The organism is Microbacterium sp. KU4F (assembly GCF_056868075.1).
Window position 1 is genome coordinate 1,966,622 of record NZ_CP200324.1, and the last position, 19,155, is coordinate 1,985,776.

A 19,155-nucleotide genomic window follows, 5' to 3' on the forward strand; every position below is an offset into this window, starting at 1 on the left:
GGTCCCGCATCCGGCCGCGTCGGGATGGGAGGATGGCAGCATGGCCGGCGCCCGTATGATCCCGGCGGACGACGGCGACGCCACCCCCCTCGATGAGACGCGTCTCGAACCCGTGCGGTTCGTCGCGCTCACCGATGCGGTGCTGCGGCTGGGAATCCTGATGCTGGGCGCGGGCGCCTCCTCCGCGCGCGTGCGCACCACGATGGAGCGCGTCGGCCGCGCCTGGGGCATCGAGACCATGAACGCCCGCGTCGGCATGCTCGACATCGTCCTCACTGTCAGCCGCGGCCAGCTCGTGCGCACCCGCGTGGCAGAGGTCGCGCGCCCCGTCGTCAACGCAGAACGCATCGCGGCCCTGCAACGCCTCTCGCACGAGGTCGAGGCCGAGGCGGGCGGGAGCGTCGACGACTTCGCCGCACGTCTGGATGCGATCGCCGCGCGCCCGGCCCGCTACGGGATGCTGCTGCGCATCCTCGCCGCCGGCGCGGCGTGCGCCGCATTCGCCCTGCTCAACAACGGCGGATGGGCGGCAGCGGTCGCCGTCGGCGTCGGCGCCGCCGCCGGTCAGGCGGTCCGGATGCTGCTGGGCCGCGCACGGTTGAACGAGTTCCTCACCGTGTTCGTCGCCGCGGCGACGGCGTTGCTGATCTACCTCGGCGCCTCCCAGTTCTTCGAGGTGCTGGGCCAGCCGTTCGCCCACGACGCCGCCCTCACGAGCGCCGTGCTCTTCCTCGTGCCCGGCTTCCCTCTGGTCACGGGCGCGATGGACCTCGCCCGCCTCGACCTGAACGCGGGGATCGCCCGTGTGGTCTACGCGTGCCTCATCCTGCTCACCGCCGGCTCCGCCGTCTGGGCGGTGGCCGCGTTGTTCGCCACGTCGCCGGGCGTGGTCGCGACGCCTCTGCTGGACGAGCCCGTGCTCGCCGTGATGCGCCTCGTGGCGGGATTCGTCGGCGTTCTCGGCTTCGCGCTGCTGTTCGCCACTCCTTGGCGCATCGCGATCGCCTCGGCAGCGGTGGGCGCGATCGCGAACACCGCGCGTCTGACGGCGGTGGATGCGGGACTCATGCCCGCCGTCGCGGCCATGGCGGCGGGGGTGCTCGTGGGCCTCGGCGCCTTCGCCTGCTACCGCCGGCTCGACGCGCCGCGGGTGGCGCTGACGGTTCCGGCGGTCGTGATCATGGTCCCCGGCGCGGCCGCGTATCGCGCGATCGTCGCGACGATCGACGGCGACACCCTCGCGGCGGTGCAGAACAGCGTGCAGGCGTTGTTCGTGGTGGCGGCGCTCGCGATCGGGCTCACGGTCGCGAGAGTCGTGTCGGAGAAGGAGTGGGGCGACCGCTCCCGCTGAACCGGCTGTCAGCCGGCGATCGATGCGCCGATGACGGCCAGGCTCGCGTCGTAGAGGACGTGGGCGACGATGACCGAGGCGAGAGAGCAGCTGGGCCAGATCACTCGGGCTGTCGCGAGCAGCGCTCCGATGCACGCGGTCACCAACACCTGCACGATGTCGCCGCTGACGAGGTGGAGAAGCCCGAACAGCACGGAGGAGACGATGATCGCGCCCGTGCGCGATGCGAGGGCGATCCGCAGCCGCCCCAGCAGATATCCCCGGAACATCAGCTCCTCGGCGACACCCACCGTGAGGGAGGAGACGAGCGCAAACCATAGGGCGTTCTGGCCCGCGCCGACGATGCCGCCCACATCCGCACCCGCCAGCGCGGGAACGCCGACGACCAGCAGCAGGAGAAGAGCCGCGAGCAGGATGCCGGCGATGATCTGCCGTGCGGGTCGCTCGCGGGTGAGGCCGAGCGGGATTCTCGCTCGCAGCCCGTCGAAGCGGTGCGCGAGGATGACGAGCGTCACCATCGCGAGGTAGACCCCGAAGAACACGGTGAGACGGCCACTGGCGTCCGACACCACCGGGTACAGGAGTGCGGCCGCTGTCCCGATGGCCCCGACGAGGACCACGACCACGGCGATCGCCACCGCCGCGCGAACGCGCGGCCGCGCCGGACGCACGACCCGGATGGCGGACACGACGCCAGGCTAGAGCGGGCATGGGCCGCGGCCGCATCCCGTGCGCAGGAAAAATCCCTTCAGCAGGACGATTCCGGCGGGATCCTCCTGAACAACGGCGATCTCCTGCAGAGCGGTCGCTGACGCGGGTGCGGGGCGGACGCGGGTACGACCCGCAACGGATGCGGCGACGCAACACCCCGGCTGCTCATCGACGGGGTGGCTACGCTCGCAGCATGACGCCCTCCCGCCTCATCGTGTCCGTGCCCGATCCCTCCTTCGCCACCGAGCTGGCGGACCTCGGTGAGCAGGTGGAGGTGAAGGTGTGGCCGATGGATGCGGCCGCCCCGGCGGACAGGATCGATCTGGTCGTACCGCCGTACATGAGCGCGCGCGACGTCGTCGCACGACTCGAGGGGGTCGGGACCCGCCTCGTACAGAGCCAGTCGATCGGCTACGAGGGCACGGAAGCTCGCTGCCCCCGGGGATCGTGTTCGCGAACGCGGCAACCGTGCACGAGACGTCGACGGCGGAGCTGGCCGTCGCTCTGACCCTCGCCGTGCAGCGCGAACTCGACGTCTTCGCCCGTCAGCGCGAATGGACGCGCGCCTTCGCGCAGAGCCTCGCCGACCGCCGCACCACCGTGCTCGGCTTCGGCGGCGTCGGCAAGGCGATCGCCGCGCGTCTGCGTCCCTTCGAGGTGCACCTGCGCGCCGTCGCGACGCATGCCCGCACCGAGGACGGCGTCGAGGTGGCGGCGCTCGAGGATCTCCACGCGGTGCTCGCCGACACCGAGGTGCTGATCCTCGCGCTCCCCGCATCCGAGCGCACCCGCGGGATCATCGGCGACGCGGAGCTGGCCGCCCTGCCGGACGGCGCGCTCGTCGTCAACGTCGGACGCGGCAGCCTCATCGACACGGACGCATTGGTCGATCATGTGCGTCGGGGCCGCATCCGCGCCGGGCTCGACGTCACCGATCCCGAGCCCCTCCCGGCGGATCACCCGCTCTGGGAGCTGCCGGGCGTGCTCATCTCGCCGCACGTCGGAGGCGCATCGACGGCGATGCAGCCGCGGATGGTGGCCCTCGTGCGGCGCCAGATCGCCCACCTGCTCGCGGGCGAGGAGCCCGAGAACGTCGTGATCCGCACCTGAGGACTCAGAACCCGGGCGGTAGTTCCCCCTCGTCGACGAGGACGACGTCGCCGTGGCGCGTGAAACGCACGACGCCCCCGTCGGGGAAGCGCGTGCGCAGCTCCTCGGGATAGCCCATGCCGCCGGCCCCCGTACCCGAGGTGCGCGTGACGTAGAAATCGACGGTGGGCTCGAGACCCGCGCCCGCACACGTGCCGGAGCCCGACCCGCCTTCGTCCTGCGTCATGGCCCTGACGATGATGCACACGTCGGTCGCGTAGACCTCCAGACCGCTGTAGGAGCCGTACGAACGCAGGTCGCCCTGCTCGAACCCGGGGATCTCCCACTCGGTCATCGCCGGGACCTCCCCCGACTGCTCGGTGAGCCGCGCCGCGTGGTGTTGGTCGTCGCGCACGCCCCACGGCAGCGTCCACGCCGTGACTCCGGCAGCGATCCCCGCGGTCACGAGGATGCTGACGGCCCAGGCCACGCGCAGACGGCGATCGAGCGTCCGCGGCACGGGCTCCGCACTCAGCGAGACCGGGGCGATGAGCGGCATCGGCTCAGACTCCTCGGCGGAAGGCGGGTCCTCCGCGGTGACCGAAGCCGGCGTGGCGACCGGTTCTGCCTCCGGCTCCGGTTCCGGTTCTGTCTCCGGCTCCGGGGCGCGCGCGGCGCTCGACCCCCGCGGCGAGAGCTCCGCCTCGAGCGCGGCGAGCCGCGCGAACCCCGCCTCGTCGAGATCGGCATCCGGTCCGTAGGCGCGGGCACGCAGGCGCGCGAGCTCTTCCTCGGTCGGGTCGGACATGTTCCTCCTTGCTCGGTGTCGGGCTGGACCGGGGCGGTCAGGTGCGACCGGGGAGATCACCCTCGTCGACGAGCACAGTGTCGTCCCGAAGGGTGAACCGCAGCACGCCGCCGTCGGGGTACCGCTCGCGCACCGCATCCGGCACCGCCGCGTCCCCACCGGAACTCGTCCCGCCGAAGTAGATGTCCATGATCGGCGGGAGGCCTTCGCCTGCGCAGGTGCCCGAGACAGGTGTGCGCGTCTCGCCCACAGCGGCCTGAAGACACGAGTTCAGCGAGTAGATGTGCAGACCGAGGTAGTCGCCGTAGTAGCGAACACCCTCCCGCTCCGACATCCCTCCCCGCGTACGTTCCCCGCTCACGACGTCGCCCTGGAGATGCATGCTCGCCAACTGTCCCGCGCCGTCCGAGGGACGCACCCACGTCGTCACCAGCGCCGTCACGACCACGGCCACCACGAGACTCGCGATCCAGACCCACCGCATCCGTCCGCTCGGCAGCAGCGGAGCGATCCGCGAGACGGCGCTCGGTCGTGCGGGCACCGCCGGTTCCTCCGCGGGACCCTCCGGCGCAGCCTCGGGCAGCGGCTCGAACACGACCTCGGGCTCGGGTGCGGGCGCGAGGTCGTCCTCGCGCAGTCCGGCACGCAGGCCGCGCCGCGTCGGGCCCGCGACAGCGGAGGCGACGCCCTCAGGTTCCGCCGGCGGTCCGAAGAGCGCGGCGAGCGTGTCCGTGGCATCCGTCCTCTGCGCGGGGGCGGGCACGGCGGAGGCCCTGCCCTCCTGCAACTCGGCGAGCCGGGCAAGGCCCTCCGCGTCGATGTCCGCGGCGGGACCGTACGCACGCGCCTGCAGACGCGCCAGCTCGTCGTCGGTGTCGTCGGGCATAGGCCCATTCTGGGCTGCGACCGCATCCGGGCGCATCAGCGGGTGTCGCGGTCTTCGCCCGACCAGAGATCGGCGCAGTCGATCATCCGCGCCCCGTGGGCACGGAGATAGTCGCGGGCGCCGCGATCGCCGACGACGGATGCGGCCAGCGCTGGCCAGTGCTCCCGGCCGATCACCACGGGATGCCCCGGTCGGTCGTCGTACACCGCCTGCGCGAGCGCTGCGGCATCCGCATCGCTCGCCACGCGGTGCACCGCGGCGGCGGGGAGATCGGGCGTGTCCACGGTGACGATCGCGAGAGCGACCGCATCCGAGGCGGTCGCGGCCGCGAGCCCCGCGCGCAGCGAGGCGCTCATCCCCTCCGACGGATCGGCGACGAGGACCGGCTCCGCACCGGCGGGCACGAGCGGCAGCACTTCGTCGAGGGCCGCGCTCACGGCAACGTAGATCGGCAGGCAGCCCGCATCCCGCAGCGCCCCGACGGCGAGCGCCAGCCACGAACGTCCGTCGGGGGTACGGGCGAGCGCCTTGGGAGAGCCGAACCGGCGCCCCGCACCCGCGGCGAGCACGAGGCCGGCGACGCGTGGCTGGGGCATGATCAGGTCAGCGTATCGCGCACGAAACACGCGCTGGTTAGCGTGGGAGGATGCTCGAACTCGCCGCCGACCTGTTGCCGCTGCTGCGCGCGGGGCAGACCGTGGCGACCATCACCGTCACGGGAGTCGCCCGCTCCGCTCCCCGTGGTATCGGCTCGGCGATGGCCGTGACGCGCGACGCCCGGGTGATCGGCTCGATCTCAGGCGGATGCGTGGAGGGCGACGCGGTCGCACTCGCCCTCGCATCCCTCGCCCGCGGCACCGGCGATGCGGCGCGGTTCGGCTTCACCGACGATCAGGCGTTCGCCGCGGGCCTTGCCTGCGGCGGCACGATCGACGCCGTCATCAGCGTCGTCTCGCCCACGGATGCGGTCGCGCTCGACGCGCTCGAGCGAGCGGCGGCGGATCGCCCCGCCGCCATCGGCATCGTCGCGTCGGGGCCCGGCGCCGGCACGCTCGTGCCGCACGACACGGTGCCCGAGAGCGCCCTGCACGACGACCTGCTCGTGGTCGCCGCGCCTCGCCGCCCACGCCTCGTGATCCTCGGCGCGGGCGAGCACGCCGCAGCCCTCAGCCGGGTGGCCGCCGCATCCGGCTTCGCCGTGTCGGTGTGCGACGTGTGGGACACCCTCGTCACCGAACAGCGCTTCCCCGAGGCCGACGAACGGGTTTGCGCGCTGCCGCACGAGTACCTGCAGCAGCTGCACGAGCGGGGCGAGCTCGACGGGCGCACCGCGGTCTGCGTGCTCACCCACGACCTGCGCCTCGACATCCCGGCGCTGCAGACCGCCCTCGCCCTGCCCGTCGGCTTCGTGGGCGCGATGGGGGCGCGGCGCACGGTCGCCCGGCGGGCGGACCTGTTGCGCGAGGCGGGCGTCACCGAGGCCGATCTCGCCCGCCTGCACTCGCCGCTCGGGCTGGATCTTGCCGGCGTCACGCCGTCGGAGACGGCGATCGCCGTGCTGGCCGAGATCGTCGCCGCGCGCCGCGGCGGGTCGGGCCTGCCGCTGCGCGCGGGGACCGGCGCCCTGCACCCCCGCACATCCGCATCCACCTCCGCCTCCCGAGAGAGCATCCTTTCGTCGGGCGAGCATTCGATCGGGTGCTCGCTCGATGAATGAGGGCGCGCTCGGCGAAGGAGCCGCGCACGCGGTGCTAGCCTGACCGCGCGTCCTAACAACCATGGCGGCAGCCAGGGCGGGGACTGCGACGAACCGTTCGTCTCAGCACCCGAGGAGCAACCATGTCTCAGCCCGTCGACAAGTCCCAGGCCGGTCTCACCGCCCGGCAGTACCACATCGGCATCGCACCGGGAGAGGTGTCGTCCGTGGCTCTCCTGCCGGGCGACCCGTTCCGGGTACCGCTGGTCGCGGAGTTCCTGACCGACGTGCGCGAGGTCGCGCACAACCGCGAGCACCGCACGATGACCGGCTGGTACAGGGGGCGCCACATCACGGCCACCTCCACCGGAATGGGCTGCCCCTCGACCGCGATCGCCGTGGAGGAACTCGCCCGCGTCGGCGTGACCTCGTTCATCCGCGTCGGGAGCTCCGCCGGACTCCAACCGGGCATCGAACCCGGCGATCTGCTCGTCAGCGAGGGAAGCTTCCGCAATGACGGCACGACGGATGCGTACCTGCCCAAGGGCTTTCCTGCCGTACCCGACCTCGCGCTCACGCTCGCTCTGCAGCGGCACTCCGAGCGGCTGGCCGCCGCATCCGGCACGCGCTCGCACAGCGGCATCAGCGTGAGCGACGACGCGTTCTACGCCGAGACGCCGGAGTGGATCGGCCAGCTGAACCGGATGGGCATCCTCAACGTCGAGATGGAGGCGTCGGCGCTCTACATCGTCGCGCGGATGCGGGGACTGCGCGCCGGCATGGTGTGCGCCTGCTCGAGCAACCTCGTCGACGGCGCGTCGCTGTACGACGAGAAGAACACCGCGCTCAAAGACGGCTGGATGCGCTCGATCGAGGCGGCCCTGGAGACCGCGGTCGAGCTGGAGCTGTAGCCCCCGTCCACGCGAAAGAGCACCCGTTCGCCGAGTGAGCACCCCATCGGATGCGCGCTCGGCGAACGGATGCTCGCTCGGCGGGATGACGCCGGTCAGGGCTTGAGCAGCACCTTGCCGATGCGGCCGGGCTCGAAGTTGGCGCGGGCCGCATCCGAGATCTCGTCGAAGCTGAAGGTGTGCGAGGCCGGGAGCGTGAGAACGCCCTCGCCGATGCGGGTCACGAGCTCGCGCAGCAGCTCACCGCGGCGCGCGGGCGCCATCGACGAGCTGACCTTGCTGCCCCAGAAGCCCTTGACCGTCGCCTGCTTGAAGATCACGTCGCCCGAGGCGATCTCCATGATGGGCGAGGCCATCGCACCGAAGGCGACCAGCGTGCCGTTCTCGGCGAGCAGCGAGAGCACCTCGCCGGATGCGGCACCGCCGACCGAGTCGACGCCGGCGACGATCGGGGCGCCGCCGGTGATCTCTGCGACGCGCTCGCGCCAGTTCTCACCCTCGGTCGAGACGACGTTGCCGATGCCGAGACCCTCGAGTTCCGCCACGCCCGCATCGCGGCGGACGAGACCGAGCACGTTCAGGCCACGGGCGACCGCGAGCTGCGCGACGAGGCGTCCGACGGCGCCGTTGGCCGCGTTCTGCACGAGCCAGTCGCCGCGCTCGAGCTCGAGGAACTCGATCAGGCTCAGGGCGCTGAAGGGCATGGAGACCAGCTGCGACGCCGTGACGTCGTCCATCGCGTCGGGTACCGGGATCATCGCAGCCGCGTGGCCGATGAAGTACTCGGCCCAGACGCCGAACGTGCCGCCGGTGGCGACGCGCTGGCCGACGCTCAGGTTCTCGACGCCCTCACCGACCGCATCCACGACGCCGACGGCCTCGGTGCCGGCGCGGGCCGGGAGCTCGGGCTTGAAGCCGTACGTGCCGCGCACGGTCCACAGGTCGTGGTTGTGGATGGGCGAGAGCAGCGTCCGCACGCGGACCTGCCCGGCGCCGGGCTCGGGGAGCGGGGCATCCTCGACGTGAAGGACCTCGGCAGGATCACCGAAGGCGGAGTGCACGATGGCGCGCATGTTGTTCCTCTTTCTCGTGGGGTGAGGGAAGGCGGGGGCATCGGGTGGATGCCCCCGAGGTCGTTGCCGTCAGGGCGGGCTCTACTGCAGCAGCAGGCCGATCGTCGTCGCGATGACGGCGAGCAGCGGCAGGGTCCCCTGCGTGATCGCGGCGCGGGCCTTGGTGCGATCGGAGAGCAGCAGCACGAGGGCCGCCGCCAGCATCGACCCGGTGCCGGTCAGCACGAGCGCCGCGCCCACCGCGGTCGCACCCGCGGCGACGCCGACGATGCCGACGAAGACCGCGATCGCGAGGAACAGGTTGTAGAAGCCCTGGTTGTACGCCATCGGCTTCGTCATCTGCACCTGCTCATCGCTGCCCAGGCCGAAGGTCTGGCGGGTGCGCGGACGATCCCAGGCGAACGATTCCATCCAGAAGATGTAGACGTGCAGCACGGCGGCGAGGCCGGCGAACACGAGTCCGACGATGAGCATGGAATCCTCCTGTTATTGCAACGGTCGTTTCAATATATACTGCAATGGACGTTCTAGTAAAGGCGGTGGTCGAAATGGGTCGTACTCGCACCTTCGACGAGGACGCGGTCGTGCGCGCGGCACGCGACGTGTTCTGGCAGCACGGCTACGCCGAGGCATCCGTTCCGGACCTCGAGGCGGCCACCGGGCTCGGCCGGTCGAGCCTGTACCACTCGTTCGGCAGCAAGCGCGAGCTGTTCGACGCGGCGATCGAGAGCTACCTCGACGAGGTGATCCGACCACGACTCGCCCCTCTCCTGGGACCCGACGTGAGCACCGATGCGCTCGAGACCTACCTCACCGGTCTTGCCGCCGCTCTGCAAGCCCCGCGCACACATCTCGCCGAGCACGGCTGCCTCCTGATGAACACCGTGCGCGGCACCCTCGCGGACGACGAGCACGTCAAGCGGGCGGTCGATCAGTACCGCACCGAGCTCACGACCGCCTTCGCCGCGGGCGTCGGCGCCCGCCGCCCCGACCTAGATGCGGAAGACCGCGCCGTGCTCACCCGCTCCTGCACCGCGCACGTGCTCTCGGCCATGGCCATCGTGCGCGCCCAGCCCGCGGCGGCAGCCGACCTGGTGGACAATGCCCGCATCCTGGCCACCGGGTGGGCGCCGCGCTGATCCGGCGCCCCGCCGTCCACACCGTCACGGCGCCCGAACTCCTGCAGAACCGCCGCTTCGGGGCCGAGACCGGGGGTAGCACCCCGTTTTGCAGGAGTTACGTCGCCGTGAAGGGTCGGATGCGGCTCGCACCCGAGCGCGGATCCCGCCGCATCCGCGCCCCCGAACTCCTGCAAAACCGGCGGTTCGGGGCCCGCAACGGGGCCCGCGCCACGGTTCTGCAGGAGTTGCGTCCGCGTGCGGGCGTAGCCTGCTCGCCGAGGGACCGCGGGCTCACGCACGCGAAACACCCACGAAACGCCGCCCTGGTTCACTGAGGGCTGTTCATGTGACCAACATCCCGAGGCAGCCGTGGACATCACGACCATCACGAGTTTCCGACCGGCGAGAAGCCGGTCCGACCTGCGCCTGAACGAGGGCGAGGTCTTCCTGGCGGGCGGCACCTGGCTCATGAGCGAGCCCCTGCCGGGCACCACGGGCTTCGTCGACCTCACCACCCTCGACTGGCCCGAGATCGAGCTCACCGACGACGGTCTGCGGGTCGGCGCGACCTGCACGATCGCCCGTTTCCTCGCCTGGGCCGAGGGACGCGCCGCCGACCTGCCACCGGTGCCTCCCGAGTGGACCGCCGCGCACCTCGTCACGGATGCGGCGCACGCCCTTCTGGCCTCGTTCAAGATCTGGAACACCGCCACCGTCGGCGGCAACGTGTGCCGCTCGTTCGCCGCGGGCGCCATGATCTCCCTCGCCGCAGCACTCGACGCGACGGCCGTCATCTGGACGCCCGACGGCGGCGAGCGCCGCATGCCCGTGGCCGAGGTGCCCACCGGCAACGGCACCAACGTGCTGGCCCGCGGTGAGGTCCTGCGCGCGCTCGAGTTCCCCTCATCCGCTCTGCGCTCCACCGTGCGCCTGCGCAAGATCGCGCTCGCCGAGCTGGGCCGCTCCGGCGCGGTCGTCACCGGCCGCGTCGACGAGGACGGCACGAGCGTGTTCACCCTGACCGCCGCCACCGCGGCGCCCACCGTGCTGCGGTTCTCCGAGCTGCCGGATGCGGAGACCCTCGCCGCATCCGTCGGATCGGTGACCGGCTACTACACCGATCCCCTCGGGGCTGCGGACTGGCGGCGCGGAGTGAGCATCGAGTTCGCGGAGCGGATCCGCGCCGAGCTGGAGGAGGCCGCATGAGGTTCGAGGTCAACGGCACCGGCATCGAGGCGGAACCTGCTCCAGGTCAGTGCCTGCGAACGCTCCTGCGCGAGCACGGCCACACCGAGGTCAAGAAGGGATGCGACGCCGGCGACTGCGGCGCGTGCTCCGTGCTGCTGGACGGCGAGCCCGTGCACTCCTGCATCATCCCGGCCGTGCGGATGGAGGGCCGCTCGGTCACGACCGCCGCGGGTCTCGCCCCGCCCGGCGAGCTGCATCCCGTGCAGGAGGCGATCGCGGAGAACTTCGGGTTCCAGTGCGGCTTCTGCACGCCCGGAATGAGCGTGACCGCATCCACGGTCTGCGAGCACGATCTCGACGATCTCGACCGCAAGATGAAGGGCAACCTGTGCCGCTGCACGGGGTACCGCCCCATCCGCGAGGCCATCCGTTCATCGGTTCTGGGCCCCGTGCGCGAGACCGGGCCCGCGGCCACCGGCGCCGTCGGCACCTCGCTCGTACCACCCGCCGCCCGCCGGATCGTGCAGGGGCTGGAGCCCTACACGTTCGACGAGCCCGTCGTCGGCACGCTCGTGCTGCGTGTGCTCTCGTCGCCGCACGCGCACGCCCGCATCCGGTCGATCGACACGTCCGCCGCCCGCGCGATCGAAGGCGTCGTGGCGGTGTACACGCACGAGGACGTGCCCGACGTCCTGTACTCGACCGGCCGCCACGAGCACCGCACGGACGACCCCGACGACACCCGCCTGCTCGACTCGGTCGTGCGCCACGTGGGTCAGCGCGTCGCCGCCGTCGTGGCGGAGTCGGCCGCGGCGGCGGATGCGGCCTGCCGCGCCATCCGGGTGGACTACGAGGTGCTGCCGGCCGTCTTCGACGCGGAGGCCGCCCGCACGCCCGGTGCTCCGCTGCTGCACCCCGACCGCACTCCGCAGGACCGCGTCGACCATGCCGATCGCAACACCGTGCTGTCGCTGCAGGAGCACCACGGCGGCGACGTCGACGAGGCGCTGGCCGCGAGCGAGGTCACCGTGACGGGAACGTGGCAGACCGGTCGTGTCACGCACGCGCAGCTCGAGACGCACGGCTCGATCGGGTGGATCGACGACGACGGCCGGCTCGTCATCCGCTCCAGCACGCAGGTGCCGTTCCTCGTGCGCGACGAGATCGCGCGGATCTTCGGCCGTGAGCCCGCCCAGGTGCGGGTGTTCGCCGCCCGTGTCGGCGGCGGCTTCGGCGGCAAGCAGGAGATCTTCACCGAGGACCTCGTGGCGCTCGCCGTGCTCGACACCGGCCGGCCGGTCTCGTACGAGTTCTCGCGCACCGACGAGTTCCAACGTGCGGCCCTCCGCCACCCGATGCGCGTCGCGGTGACCCTCGGTGCGACCCGCGAGGGCGTGCTGACCGCGATGAAGCTCGACCTGCTGAGCGACACCGGCGCCTACGGCAACCACTCGCGGGGCGTGCTGTTCCACGCCTGCGCCGATGCGATGACGGTGTACCGCTCGCCCGTGCGCGGCATCCACGCGGAGGTCGTCTACACGAACAACGTCCCCTCCGGCGCCTTCCGCGGATACGGGCTCGGCCAGGTGATCCTGGGCGTCGAGTCGGCGATGGACGAGCTGGCTCTCACCCTCGGCATGGACCCGTTCGAGCTGCGGCGACGCAACGTCATCCGTCCGGGAGACGACCTGCACGAGCCCGACCTGCGGTGGGGCTCGTACGGGCTCGACCAGTGCCTGGATCTGGCCGAGACCGCGCTGCGCCGCGGCAACGGCGTCGAAGCGCCGGAAGGCTGGGCGGTCGGCGAGGGCATGGCGGTCGCGATGATCGCGACGATGGCTCCCTTCGGCCACATCTCGCACACCACCGCGACCCTGCGCCCCGACGGCACCTATGCGCTGCGCGCCGGCACGAGCGAGTTCGGCAACGGCACCACGGTCGTGCTGCGGCAGATCGCCGCATCCGTCTTCGGTGTCGACGTCGACCGTCTCGACCTCAAGACGGCCGACACCGATCTGGTCAGCCACGACACGGGAGCGTTCGCCTCGGCAGGTGTAACGGTGGCCGGCAAGGCGCTCTACGCCGCCTGCCTCGCCCTCGAGCAGCGGATGCTGCACATCGCGCGCGATCTCGTCCCGGATGCGGAGCCCGAGCTCACCCCCGACGGCGTGCGCGCCGGCGCACGGCTGGTCTCCTTCGCGGAGATCGTGGCGGCAGCATCCGACGCGACGTCCGAGGGCCTCACGGCGACGGGCGCGGAGCTCGGCGAGGTGCGCTCGCTCGCGTTCAACGTGCACGCCGTGCGGGTGGCCGTGGACCCCTCCACGGGGACGGTGCGCATCTTGCAGTCCATCCAGTCGGCGGATGCGGGCACGGTCCTCAACCCCGCGCAGTGCCGGGGACAGGTCGAGGGCGGCGCGGCGCAGGGCATCGGCAGCGCACTGTACGAGGAGGTGCTGATCGACGAGGACGGCCGGGTGGAGAATCCCGTGTTCCGCACGTACCGGGTGCCGCAGTTCGCCGACATCGTCGACACCGAGGTGTACTTCGCCGAGACCCGCGACGACCTCGGTCCGTTCGGGGCGAAGTCGATGAGCGAGTCGCCGTACAACCCGGTCGCCCCGGCGATCGGCAACGCCATCGCCCGCGCCCTGGGCGTACGCCCGTACCAGCAGCCGTTCACCCGCGAGCGCGTCTGGCGGCTCGCCCAGGGGTGAGCCCCGGGGCTCCCGCGCACGCGTGACCCGCGGGGCTCCCACGCTCGCGCGCGCCGCATCCCCTGTTCGAGGGACCCGAAGCGCGGCTCCGCGGGCCGAAACACGACGTTTCGGGTCCCTGTGAACACTCGCCGGCGCCGATTCCTCTGTTCGAGAGACCCGAAGCGCGGCTCCACGGCCCGAAACAGCACGAATCGGGTCCCTTGAACACGTCGGGAGCACGCGATTCGGGTCCCTCGAACACGCTCGGCGCACGGGTCGGGCCGGGGCGCAGTGTTTCGGCCGGCCGGTGCGGTTTGTGGCACAGCGGGGCCGGTGCGATCCTGGGTCCGTGACGACCGACGCCCTGACCGAGCCGGATGCGGCGAGCCCCGCCGGCGCGGAGGCGTACATCGGCGTCTCGCTCGGGCGTCGTATCCGCGCCGCCCGCACGGCCAAGAAGCTGTCGATGCGGGCACTGGCGGGTGCGGCGGAGATCAGTCAGCCGTTCCTCAGCCAGATCGAGGGCGGCCGCACGATGCCGTCGATCCTCACGCTCTTCAAGCTCGCGAAGGTGCTCGACATCTCGCCGTCCGAGCTGCTGCCGGCGAACGAGGAGCCGGAGCCGATCCACGTCGTCCGCCACGGGGAGGGCGAGCTCGTTCCCGTCTCCGAGAGCGACGACGGCGCCGTCAGCCGGATCATCTCCTCGGCCGCCACACGCGGCGCGACCGTGCAGGAGTACCGCATCGCCCGCGCCCCGTATGTGGGCGAGTGGTTCGAGTCCGACGGCGAGAACACGATCTACCTCGTCGCGGGGTCGCTGACGGTCGAACTGGAGGACCGCGGGTCGTGGACGCTCTCCGCGGGCGACGCCCTCTCGCACCCCGGAGCGCTGCGCAACCGCTGGCGCATCGACGGCGCCGACCCGGCCGTGCTGCTGCTCGTGCACGTCGCCGAGCGCTGAGCACTGAGCGCTGGGCACTCGGCACTGAGAGGTGACCGCTGAGCCCTGAGCCCTGAGCGGCAGCGTTCCGCGCCCGCGGCGCCCGCGCCCCGCCCCGCGGCGCCTCGCCCCGCGCTTCCGGTCCTCGCCCGCCGCCCCGCCCTGCGCGTCGGGCTCTCGCCCGCGCACCCCATTCGCTCGCCTGTCACAGATCGACGCGACGGCGTCGATCTGTGACAGGCGAACTGTCGGACGGGGAGCCGGAGACGAGCTCCCCGCGCCTCGCGACACGTAACGCGCACGAGACCCGCACGGCCGCCCCGCCAGAGGTAACGCGCGCGAAACGCGATTGGTATGTGTAATCAACGATAGGTATCTACGATCGACAGCGTGCCTCCCACCGCGCGCCTCTTTCTGCCCGAACTCGTCGTCACGATGGACGACGAACGCCGCGTCCTCACGGATGCGGGCGTGCTCGTCACCGGCGACACGATCACCGACGTCGCGCCCCGCACGGAGCTGATCGCGGCCCACCCCGACGCCGAGCGCATCGAGTTACCCGACCGCCTGCTCATGCCGGGGCTGATCAACGCCCACCACCACTCCGGGATGCTGCGCGGCACCGCCGAGCACCTGCCGGTCTGGGAGTGGCTGCGGCTGCACATCGACCCGATGCACCGCGTGCTCCGCCCCGACGAGGCCGAGGCCGCCGCGTGGCTCTGCTACGCCGAGGGGCTCCTGTCGGGCACGACGACCGTGGTGGACATGTGGCGCTACATGGACGGCGCGGCGCGCGCCGCATCCGCCCTCGGCAACCGCGTCGTCACCGTCAACTACGTCGGCGAGCACCCGGACTTCGACTACTTCGACACCCTCGACGACAACGAGCGGATGCTCAGCGAATGGACGGGCGCAGCCAACGGCCGCATCATGCCCTGGGTCGGACTCGAGCACCCGTTCTACGCGGATGCGGCGGGCCAGCGCCGGGCGATCACACTGGCGAACGCCTACGGCACCGGCCTCTACACGCACTGCAGCGAATCCGAGATCGAACTCGCCGACTTCGCCGCCCGCCACGGCGCGCGCCCCATGTTCGCCCTCGAGCAGCTCGGCTTCTTCGATGTGCCGCGCGCGATGATCGCCCACGCTGTGTGGCTGGATCAGGCCGAGGTCGATCTGATCGCCGCGCGCGGCGTGGGCGTCTCGCACAACCCCGTCTCGAACATGAAGCTCGCCAGCGGCATGGCGCCGGTCGCCGAGATGCTCGCGGCAGGCGTCGACGTGGGACTCGGAACCGACGGCGAGAAGGAGAACAACAATCTCGACATGTTCGAGGAGATGAAGGTCGCTTCTCTCCTCGGCAAGTTGCGCACGATGGATGCGGCCGCGATGGACTCGTGGCAGGTGCTGGGCATGGCGACCCGCGGCGGCGCGGCGGCGATCGGCCGCGGCGACGAGCTCGGTGCGCTGACGCCGGGCCGGAAGGCCGACTTCGTGGCCGTCCGCACCGACACGCCCCGTATGACCCCGTTCATGCCCGAGGGCGCATATCCCAACATCCACCACAACCTCGTGCACGCGGTGCGTGGCTCCGACGTCGACATGACGGTCGTCGACGGCGAGATCGTCGTGCGCGACGGCCGCCTCGTGAACGCCGACCTCGGCGAGCTGATCGACCGCGTGCGCGCGCTCGTTCCCGACCTCTTCGCCCGTCGCTCCGCGTGGATCGCGGCGCAGGGCGAGCTCGACGGACTGTTCCCCCGAAAGGCCACGCCATGACCATCGCGCTCGATCACGGGCCGCTCCGCGAGCGGGTCGCCCGCTTCCTCGCCGATGACCCCGGACGCCTGCTCATCGGCGGACGCTGGGTCACCGCATCCGACACGTTCGCCTCGCTCGACCCGGCGACGGGCGAGACTCTGGCGCACGTCGCCCGCGCCTCGACCGGCGATGTCGATGCCGCCGTCCGCGCGGCGAGCGCCGCACTCGAGACCGCGGCGTGGGCACGGATGCGGCCGGCCGACCGCTCGAAGCTGCTGTGGCGCATCGCCGACGTCATGGAGGAGCACCTCGACGACCTCGCCGAGCTCGAGACGCTCGACCAGGGCAAGAGCCTCGGCACGGCCCGCTTCGGCGAGGTCCCCGCCGCGATCTCGCAGTTCCGCTACTACGCGGGCTGGCCCACGAAGATCACGGGCGAGACGATTCCGACTTCCCTCACCCGCACGCCCGAGGGCAAGGACGTGTTCGCCTACACGCGGCGGGAGCCCGTGGGCGTGGTCGCGGCGATCGTCCCGTGGAACTCGCCGCTCATCATGACGGCGATGAAGCTCGCCCCCGCTCTGGCCGCAGGCTGCGCGATCGTGCTCAAGCCCGCCGAGAACACCTCGCTCAGCGCGCTCTACCTCGGGCGCCTGCTGCAGGAGGCGGGGCTGCCCGACGGCGTCGTCAACATCGTCACCGGCTACGGGCACGAGACGGGGCAGGCGCTCGTCGAACACCGCGGCGTCGCGAAGATCGCCTTCACCGGCTCCACCGCGGTCGGCAAGAAGCTGGTGGCCACCGCATCCGACCGACTCGCCCGGCTCACGCTCGAGCTCGGCGGCAAGTCGCCCTCGATCATCCTGCCGGATGCGGATCTGTCCGCCGCCGTCGCGGGCGTCTCGCGCGGCATCTTCGACAACGGCGGCCAGGTGTGCGTCGCGAGCGCACGCATCTACGCGCACCGCGACGTCTACGACAAGGTCGTGGCCGGCATGGCAGCGGCGGGAGACGCCCTGCGACTCGGCCACGGCCTCGCGGCCGGCACTGACCTCGGGCCGCTCGTGAGCGAGACGCAGGCCCGACGCGTCGCCGCCTACGTCGACGAGGGCGCAGCCGACGGGGTCACCGTCGTCACCGGTGGCGAGCGGTCAGGTCCGTCGGGCACGTTCTTCACGCCGACCGTCCTGACCGACGTCCCGCCGCACGCCCGTCTCATGCGGGAGGAGATCTTCGGACCCGTCGCCGTCGTCACCCCCTTCGACGACCTCGACGAGGTCGTGGGCTGGGCGAACGACATCGACTACGGGCTCGCCGCCAGCATCTGGACCGAGGGGCTCAGCAACGCCCACCGCGTCGCCGCGCGCCTGCAAGCGGGAACCGTCTGGGTCAACTGCCACTCCTTCCTCGGTCCGGAGCTGCCCAAGGGCGGGCACAAGGAGTCCGGTTGGGGCTACGAGAACGGAGCGCAGGGTTTGGAGAACTACCTCGAGACGAAGTCGGTGGTGATGGTCGTATGACACGGATCGCGCTCGGGGTCTTCGAGATGATGAACCCCTCCAACGGGATGCCGACGTGGACGCATCCCGACGGCCGCGGCGACGACTGGGACCGCCTCGACTACTGGGTGGACCTGGCGCGCGAACTGGATGCGGCCGGCTTCGACTTCCTCTTCTTCGCCGACACCTACGGCTACGCCACCCTCGACGGGCGGATGCCCGACGAGGTCGCGGCCCACGGCATCCAGTTCCCCGCCCTGGATCCGATGCTGGCGATCGCGACCCTCGCGCGGGCGACCGAACGCCTGGGCTTCGTGGTCACCTCCCCCACGACCGTGGAGAAGCCCTACGGGACCGCGCGCCGCTTCGCGACGCTCGACCGCTTCACCGACGGACGCATCGGCTGGAACGTCGTGACCGGCAGCTCTCAGGCGACCACGGACCAGCTGTTCGGGGTGACCGAGACGCTCGATCACGACCAGCGCTACGACGCGGCCGACGAGTTCCTCGACACGTGCCTGCGCCTGTGGGAGCACAGCTGGGACGACGGCGCCGAGCTGCGTGACCGTGATCGGGGCGTGTACGCCGACCCGGCGAAGCTGCACCGAGTGGAGGTCGAGGGCACGTACCAGCGCACCGCCGGGATCTTCGCGGTGCCGCCCACCCCGCAGCGCACGCCCGTGCTCTTCCAGGCCGGCACCTCTGATCGTGGTCGCGCCTACGCCGCCCGTAACGCCGAGGCCGTGTTCATCCAGGGCCAGTCGATCGCCGCCGCCAAGGCGCACGTCGACGACATCCGCGCACAGGCCGTGACCCACGGGCGCGACCCGCACGACATCGCCGTGATCTCGGGCATGACCGTGACCGTGGCTGCCACCGAGGCCGAGGCACGCGTCCTCCGTGAGGAGTACGAGAGTGTGCTGCAGCGCGCGGATGCGGCCGTCATGTTCGCCGGGATCACGGGACTCGATCTCACCGGCATCGACCCCGACACCAAGGTCGTGGACCTGCGCACCGACCTTGGACAGACCCTCATCCAGCGCTACGCACGACAGAACGCCGAGATGCGGGTGGGCGAGATCCTCGACCAGTTCCGCACGAAGGCGATCCGTGGGTTCCAGATCACCGGTTCCCCCGAACAGGTCGCCGACGAGATCGAGGCGATCGTCGACGGCTCGGGGCTCGACGGCCTCATGCTCGAGCCGACGTTCGGCGGGCCCGGCGCATATCGCGCGTTCATCGACCTCGTCGTGCCCGTGCTGGCCGAACGGGGACGCGTCAGCCCGCCCGCCGGTGCGACGCTGCGCGAGCACTTCGGCGGCGGCCCCCGCCTCGCCGCCACCCACCGTGCGCACCGGCTCGTGGTGCGCGAGACCGCATCCGTTCCGTCCTGATCCGCCGTCCCTTGCCGGGAAGAAA

18 protein-coding genes are annotated in these 19,155 nt (G+C 71.6%); 12 read left to right on the plus strand and 6 right to left on the minus strand.

What is annotated here, in order from left to right:
* Positions 1-40: 40 nt before the first annotated feature.
* Positions 41-1,351, plus strand: coding sequence for a threonine/serine exporter family protein (locus AC1VNH_RS10025; protein ID WP_483111185.1), 1,311 nt, complete (start codon positions 41-43; stop codon positions 1,349-1,351).
* 8 nt (positions 1,352-1,359) lie between these two features.
* On the opposite strand, the gene AC1VNH_RS10030 is transcribed toward AC1VNH_RS10025, so the two are convergent.
* Positions 1,360-2,040: a CPBP family intramembrane glutamic endopeptidase gene (locus AC1VNH_RS10030; protein WP_483111187.1), complete on the minus strand. Its 681-nt coding sequence runs from the start codon at positions 2,038-2,040 to the stop codon at positions 1,360-1,362.
* 215 nt (positions 2,041-2,255) lie between these two features.
* On the opposite strand from AC1VNH_RS10030, the gene AC1VNH_RS10035 reads away from it, so the two are divergent.
* On the plus strand, positions 2,256-2,570 hold the full coding sequence (locus tag AC1VNH_RS10035; RefSeq protein WP_483111188.1) for a hypothetical protein: 315 nt from the start codon (positions 2,256-2,258) through the stop codon (positions 2,568-2,570).
* Positions 2,531-3,172, plus strand: a complete 642-nt coding sequence (locus AC1VNH_RS10040) for an NAD(P)-dependent oxidoreductase (RefSeq protein WP_483111189.1) — start codon at positions 2,531-2,533, stop codon at positions 3,170-3,172. Before AC1VNH_RS10035 ends, AC1VNH_RS10040 begins: the two co-directional genes overlap by 40 nt.
* A gap of 4 nt (positions 3,173-3,176) precedes the next feature.
* Here AC1VNH_RS10040 and AC1VNH_RS10045 read toward each other — a convergent pair whose 3' ends face one another.
* From AC1VNH_RS10045 to AC1VNH_RS10055, 3 genes are read right to left on the minus strand one after another with little or no spacing between them, the layout of a single operon-like run.
* A complete protein-coding gene (locus AC1VNH_RS10045) occupies positions 3,177-3,959 on the minus strand; it encodes a hypothetical protein (RefSeq protein ID WP_483111191.1) in 783 nt (260 codons plus the stop codon).
* A gap of 37 nt (positions 3,960-3,996) precedes the next feature.
* Complete coding sequence (locus AC1VNH_RS10050) at positions 3,997-4,845, minus strand: hypothetical protein (RefSeq protein WP_483111192.1); 849 nt, start codon at positions 4,843-4,845, stop codon at positions 3,997-3,999.
* Positions 4,846-4,880: 35 nt separating this feature from the next.
* Positions 4,881-5,441 carry a nucleotidyltransferase family protein gene (locus AC1VNH_RS10055; RefSeq protein ID WP_483111193.1) on the minus strand — a complete coding sequence of 187 codons (561 nt, stop codon included), beginning with the start codon at positions 5,439-5,441 and terminating at the stop codon, positions 4,881-4,883.
* 50 nt (positions 5,442-5,491) lie between these two features.
* Between AC1VNH_RS10055 and AC1VNH_RS10060 the strand changes: the two genes are divergently transcribed.
* A complete protein-coding gene (locus tag AC1VNH_RS10060; RefSeq protein ID WP_483111194.1) occupies positions 5,492-6,562 on the plus strand; it encodes an XdhC family protein in 1,071 nt (356 codons plus the stop codon).
* 122 nt (positions 6,563-6,684) lie between these two features.
* A complete protein-coding gene (locus AC1VNH_RS10065; RefSeq protein WP_483111195.1) occupies positions 6,685-7,452 on the plus strand; it encodes a nucleoside phosphorylase in 768 nt (255 codons plus the stop codon).
* Positions 7,453-7,547: 95 nt separating this feature from the next.
* Here AC1VNH_RS10065 and AC1VNH_RS10070 read toward each other — a convergent pair whose 3' ends face one another.
* A complete protein-coding gene (locus AC1VNH_RS10070) occupies positions 7,548-8,525 on the minus strand; it encodes a zinc-binding dehydrogenase (protein WP_243232191.1) in 978 nt (325 codons plus the stop codon).
* A gap of 81 nt (positions 8,526-8,606) precedes the next feature.
* Positions 8,607-8,999 carry a DUF1304 domain-containing protein gene (locus AC1VNH_RS10075; protein WP_483111197.1) on the minus strand — a complete coding sequence of 131 codons (393 nt, stop codon included), beginning with the start codon at positions 8,997-8,999 and terminating at the stop codon, positions 8,607-8,609.
* A 74-nt stretch (positions 9,000-9,073) separates the two neighbouring features.
* On the opposite strand from AC1VNH_RS10075, the gene AC1VNH_RS10080 reads away from it, so the two are divergent.
* From AC1VNH_RS10080 to AC1VNH_RS10110, 7 genes are all read left to right on the plus strand, one after another.
* Entirely contained in the window at positions 9,074-9,664 is a 591-nt protein-coding gene (locus tag AC1VNH_RS10080; protein WP_483111198.1) for a TetR/AcrR family transcriptional regulator, read from the plus strand.
* Between the two features lie 351 nt (positions 9,665-10,015).
* Complete coding sequence (locus tag AC1VNH_RS10085) at positions 10,016-10,852, plus strand: FAD binding domain-containing protein (RefSeq protein ID WP_483111199.1); 837 nt, start codon at positions 10,016-10,018, stop codon at positions 10,850-10,852.
* A complete protein-coding gene (locus tag AC1VNH_RS10090; protein WP_483111201.1) occupies positions 10,849-13,551 on the plus strand; it encodes a molybdopterin-dependent oxidoreductase in 2,703 nt (900 codons plus the stop codon). The genes AC1VNH_RS10085 and AC1VNH_RS10090 overlap by 4 nt, the downstream gene beginning before the upstream one ends.
* 331 nt (positions 13,552-13,882) lie before the next feature.
* Entirely contained in the window at positions 13,883-14,497 is a 615-nt protein-coding gene (locus AC1VNH_RS10095) for a helix-turn-helix domain-containing protein (protein WP_483111202.1), read from the plus strand.
* A gap of 369 nt (positions 14,498-14,866) precedes the next feature.
* The gene (locus AC1VNH_RS10100; protein WP_483111203.1) at positions 14,867-16,255 is read left to right on the plus strand and encodes an amidohydrolase family protein; all 1,389 of its coding nucleotides are present in this window, start codon (positions 14,867-14,869) and stop codon (positions 16,253-16,255) included.
* Positions 16,252-17,757 (plus strand): aldehyde dehydrogenase family protein, encoded by a 1,506-nt coding sequence (locus AC1VNH_RS10105; protein ID WP_483111205.1) that lies wholly within the window; start codon positions 16,252-16,254, stop codon positions 17,755-17,757. Before AC1VNH_RS10100 ends, AC1VNH_RS10105 begins: the two co-directional genes overlap by 4 nt.
* On the plus strand, positions 17,754-19,130 hold the full coding sequence (locus AC1VNH_RS10110) for an NtaA/DmoA family FMN-dependent monooxygenase (RefSeq protein ID WP_483111206.1): 1,377 nt from the start codon (positions 17,754-17,756) through the stop codon (positions 19,128-19,130). Before AC1VNH_RS10105 ends, AC1VNH_RS10110 begins: the two co-directional genes overlap by 4 nt.
* Positions 19,131-19,155: the final 25 nt, after the last annotated feature.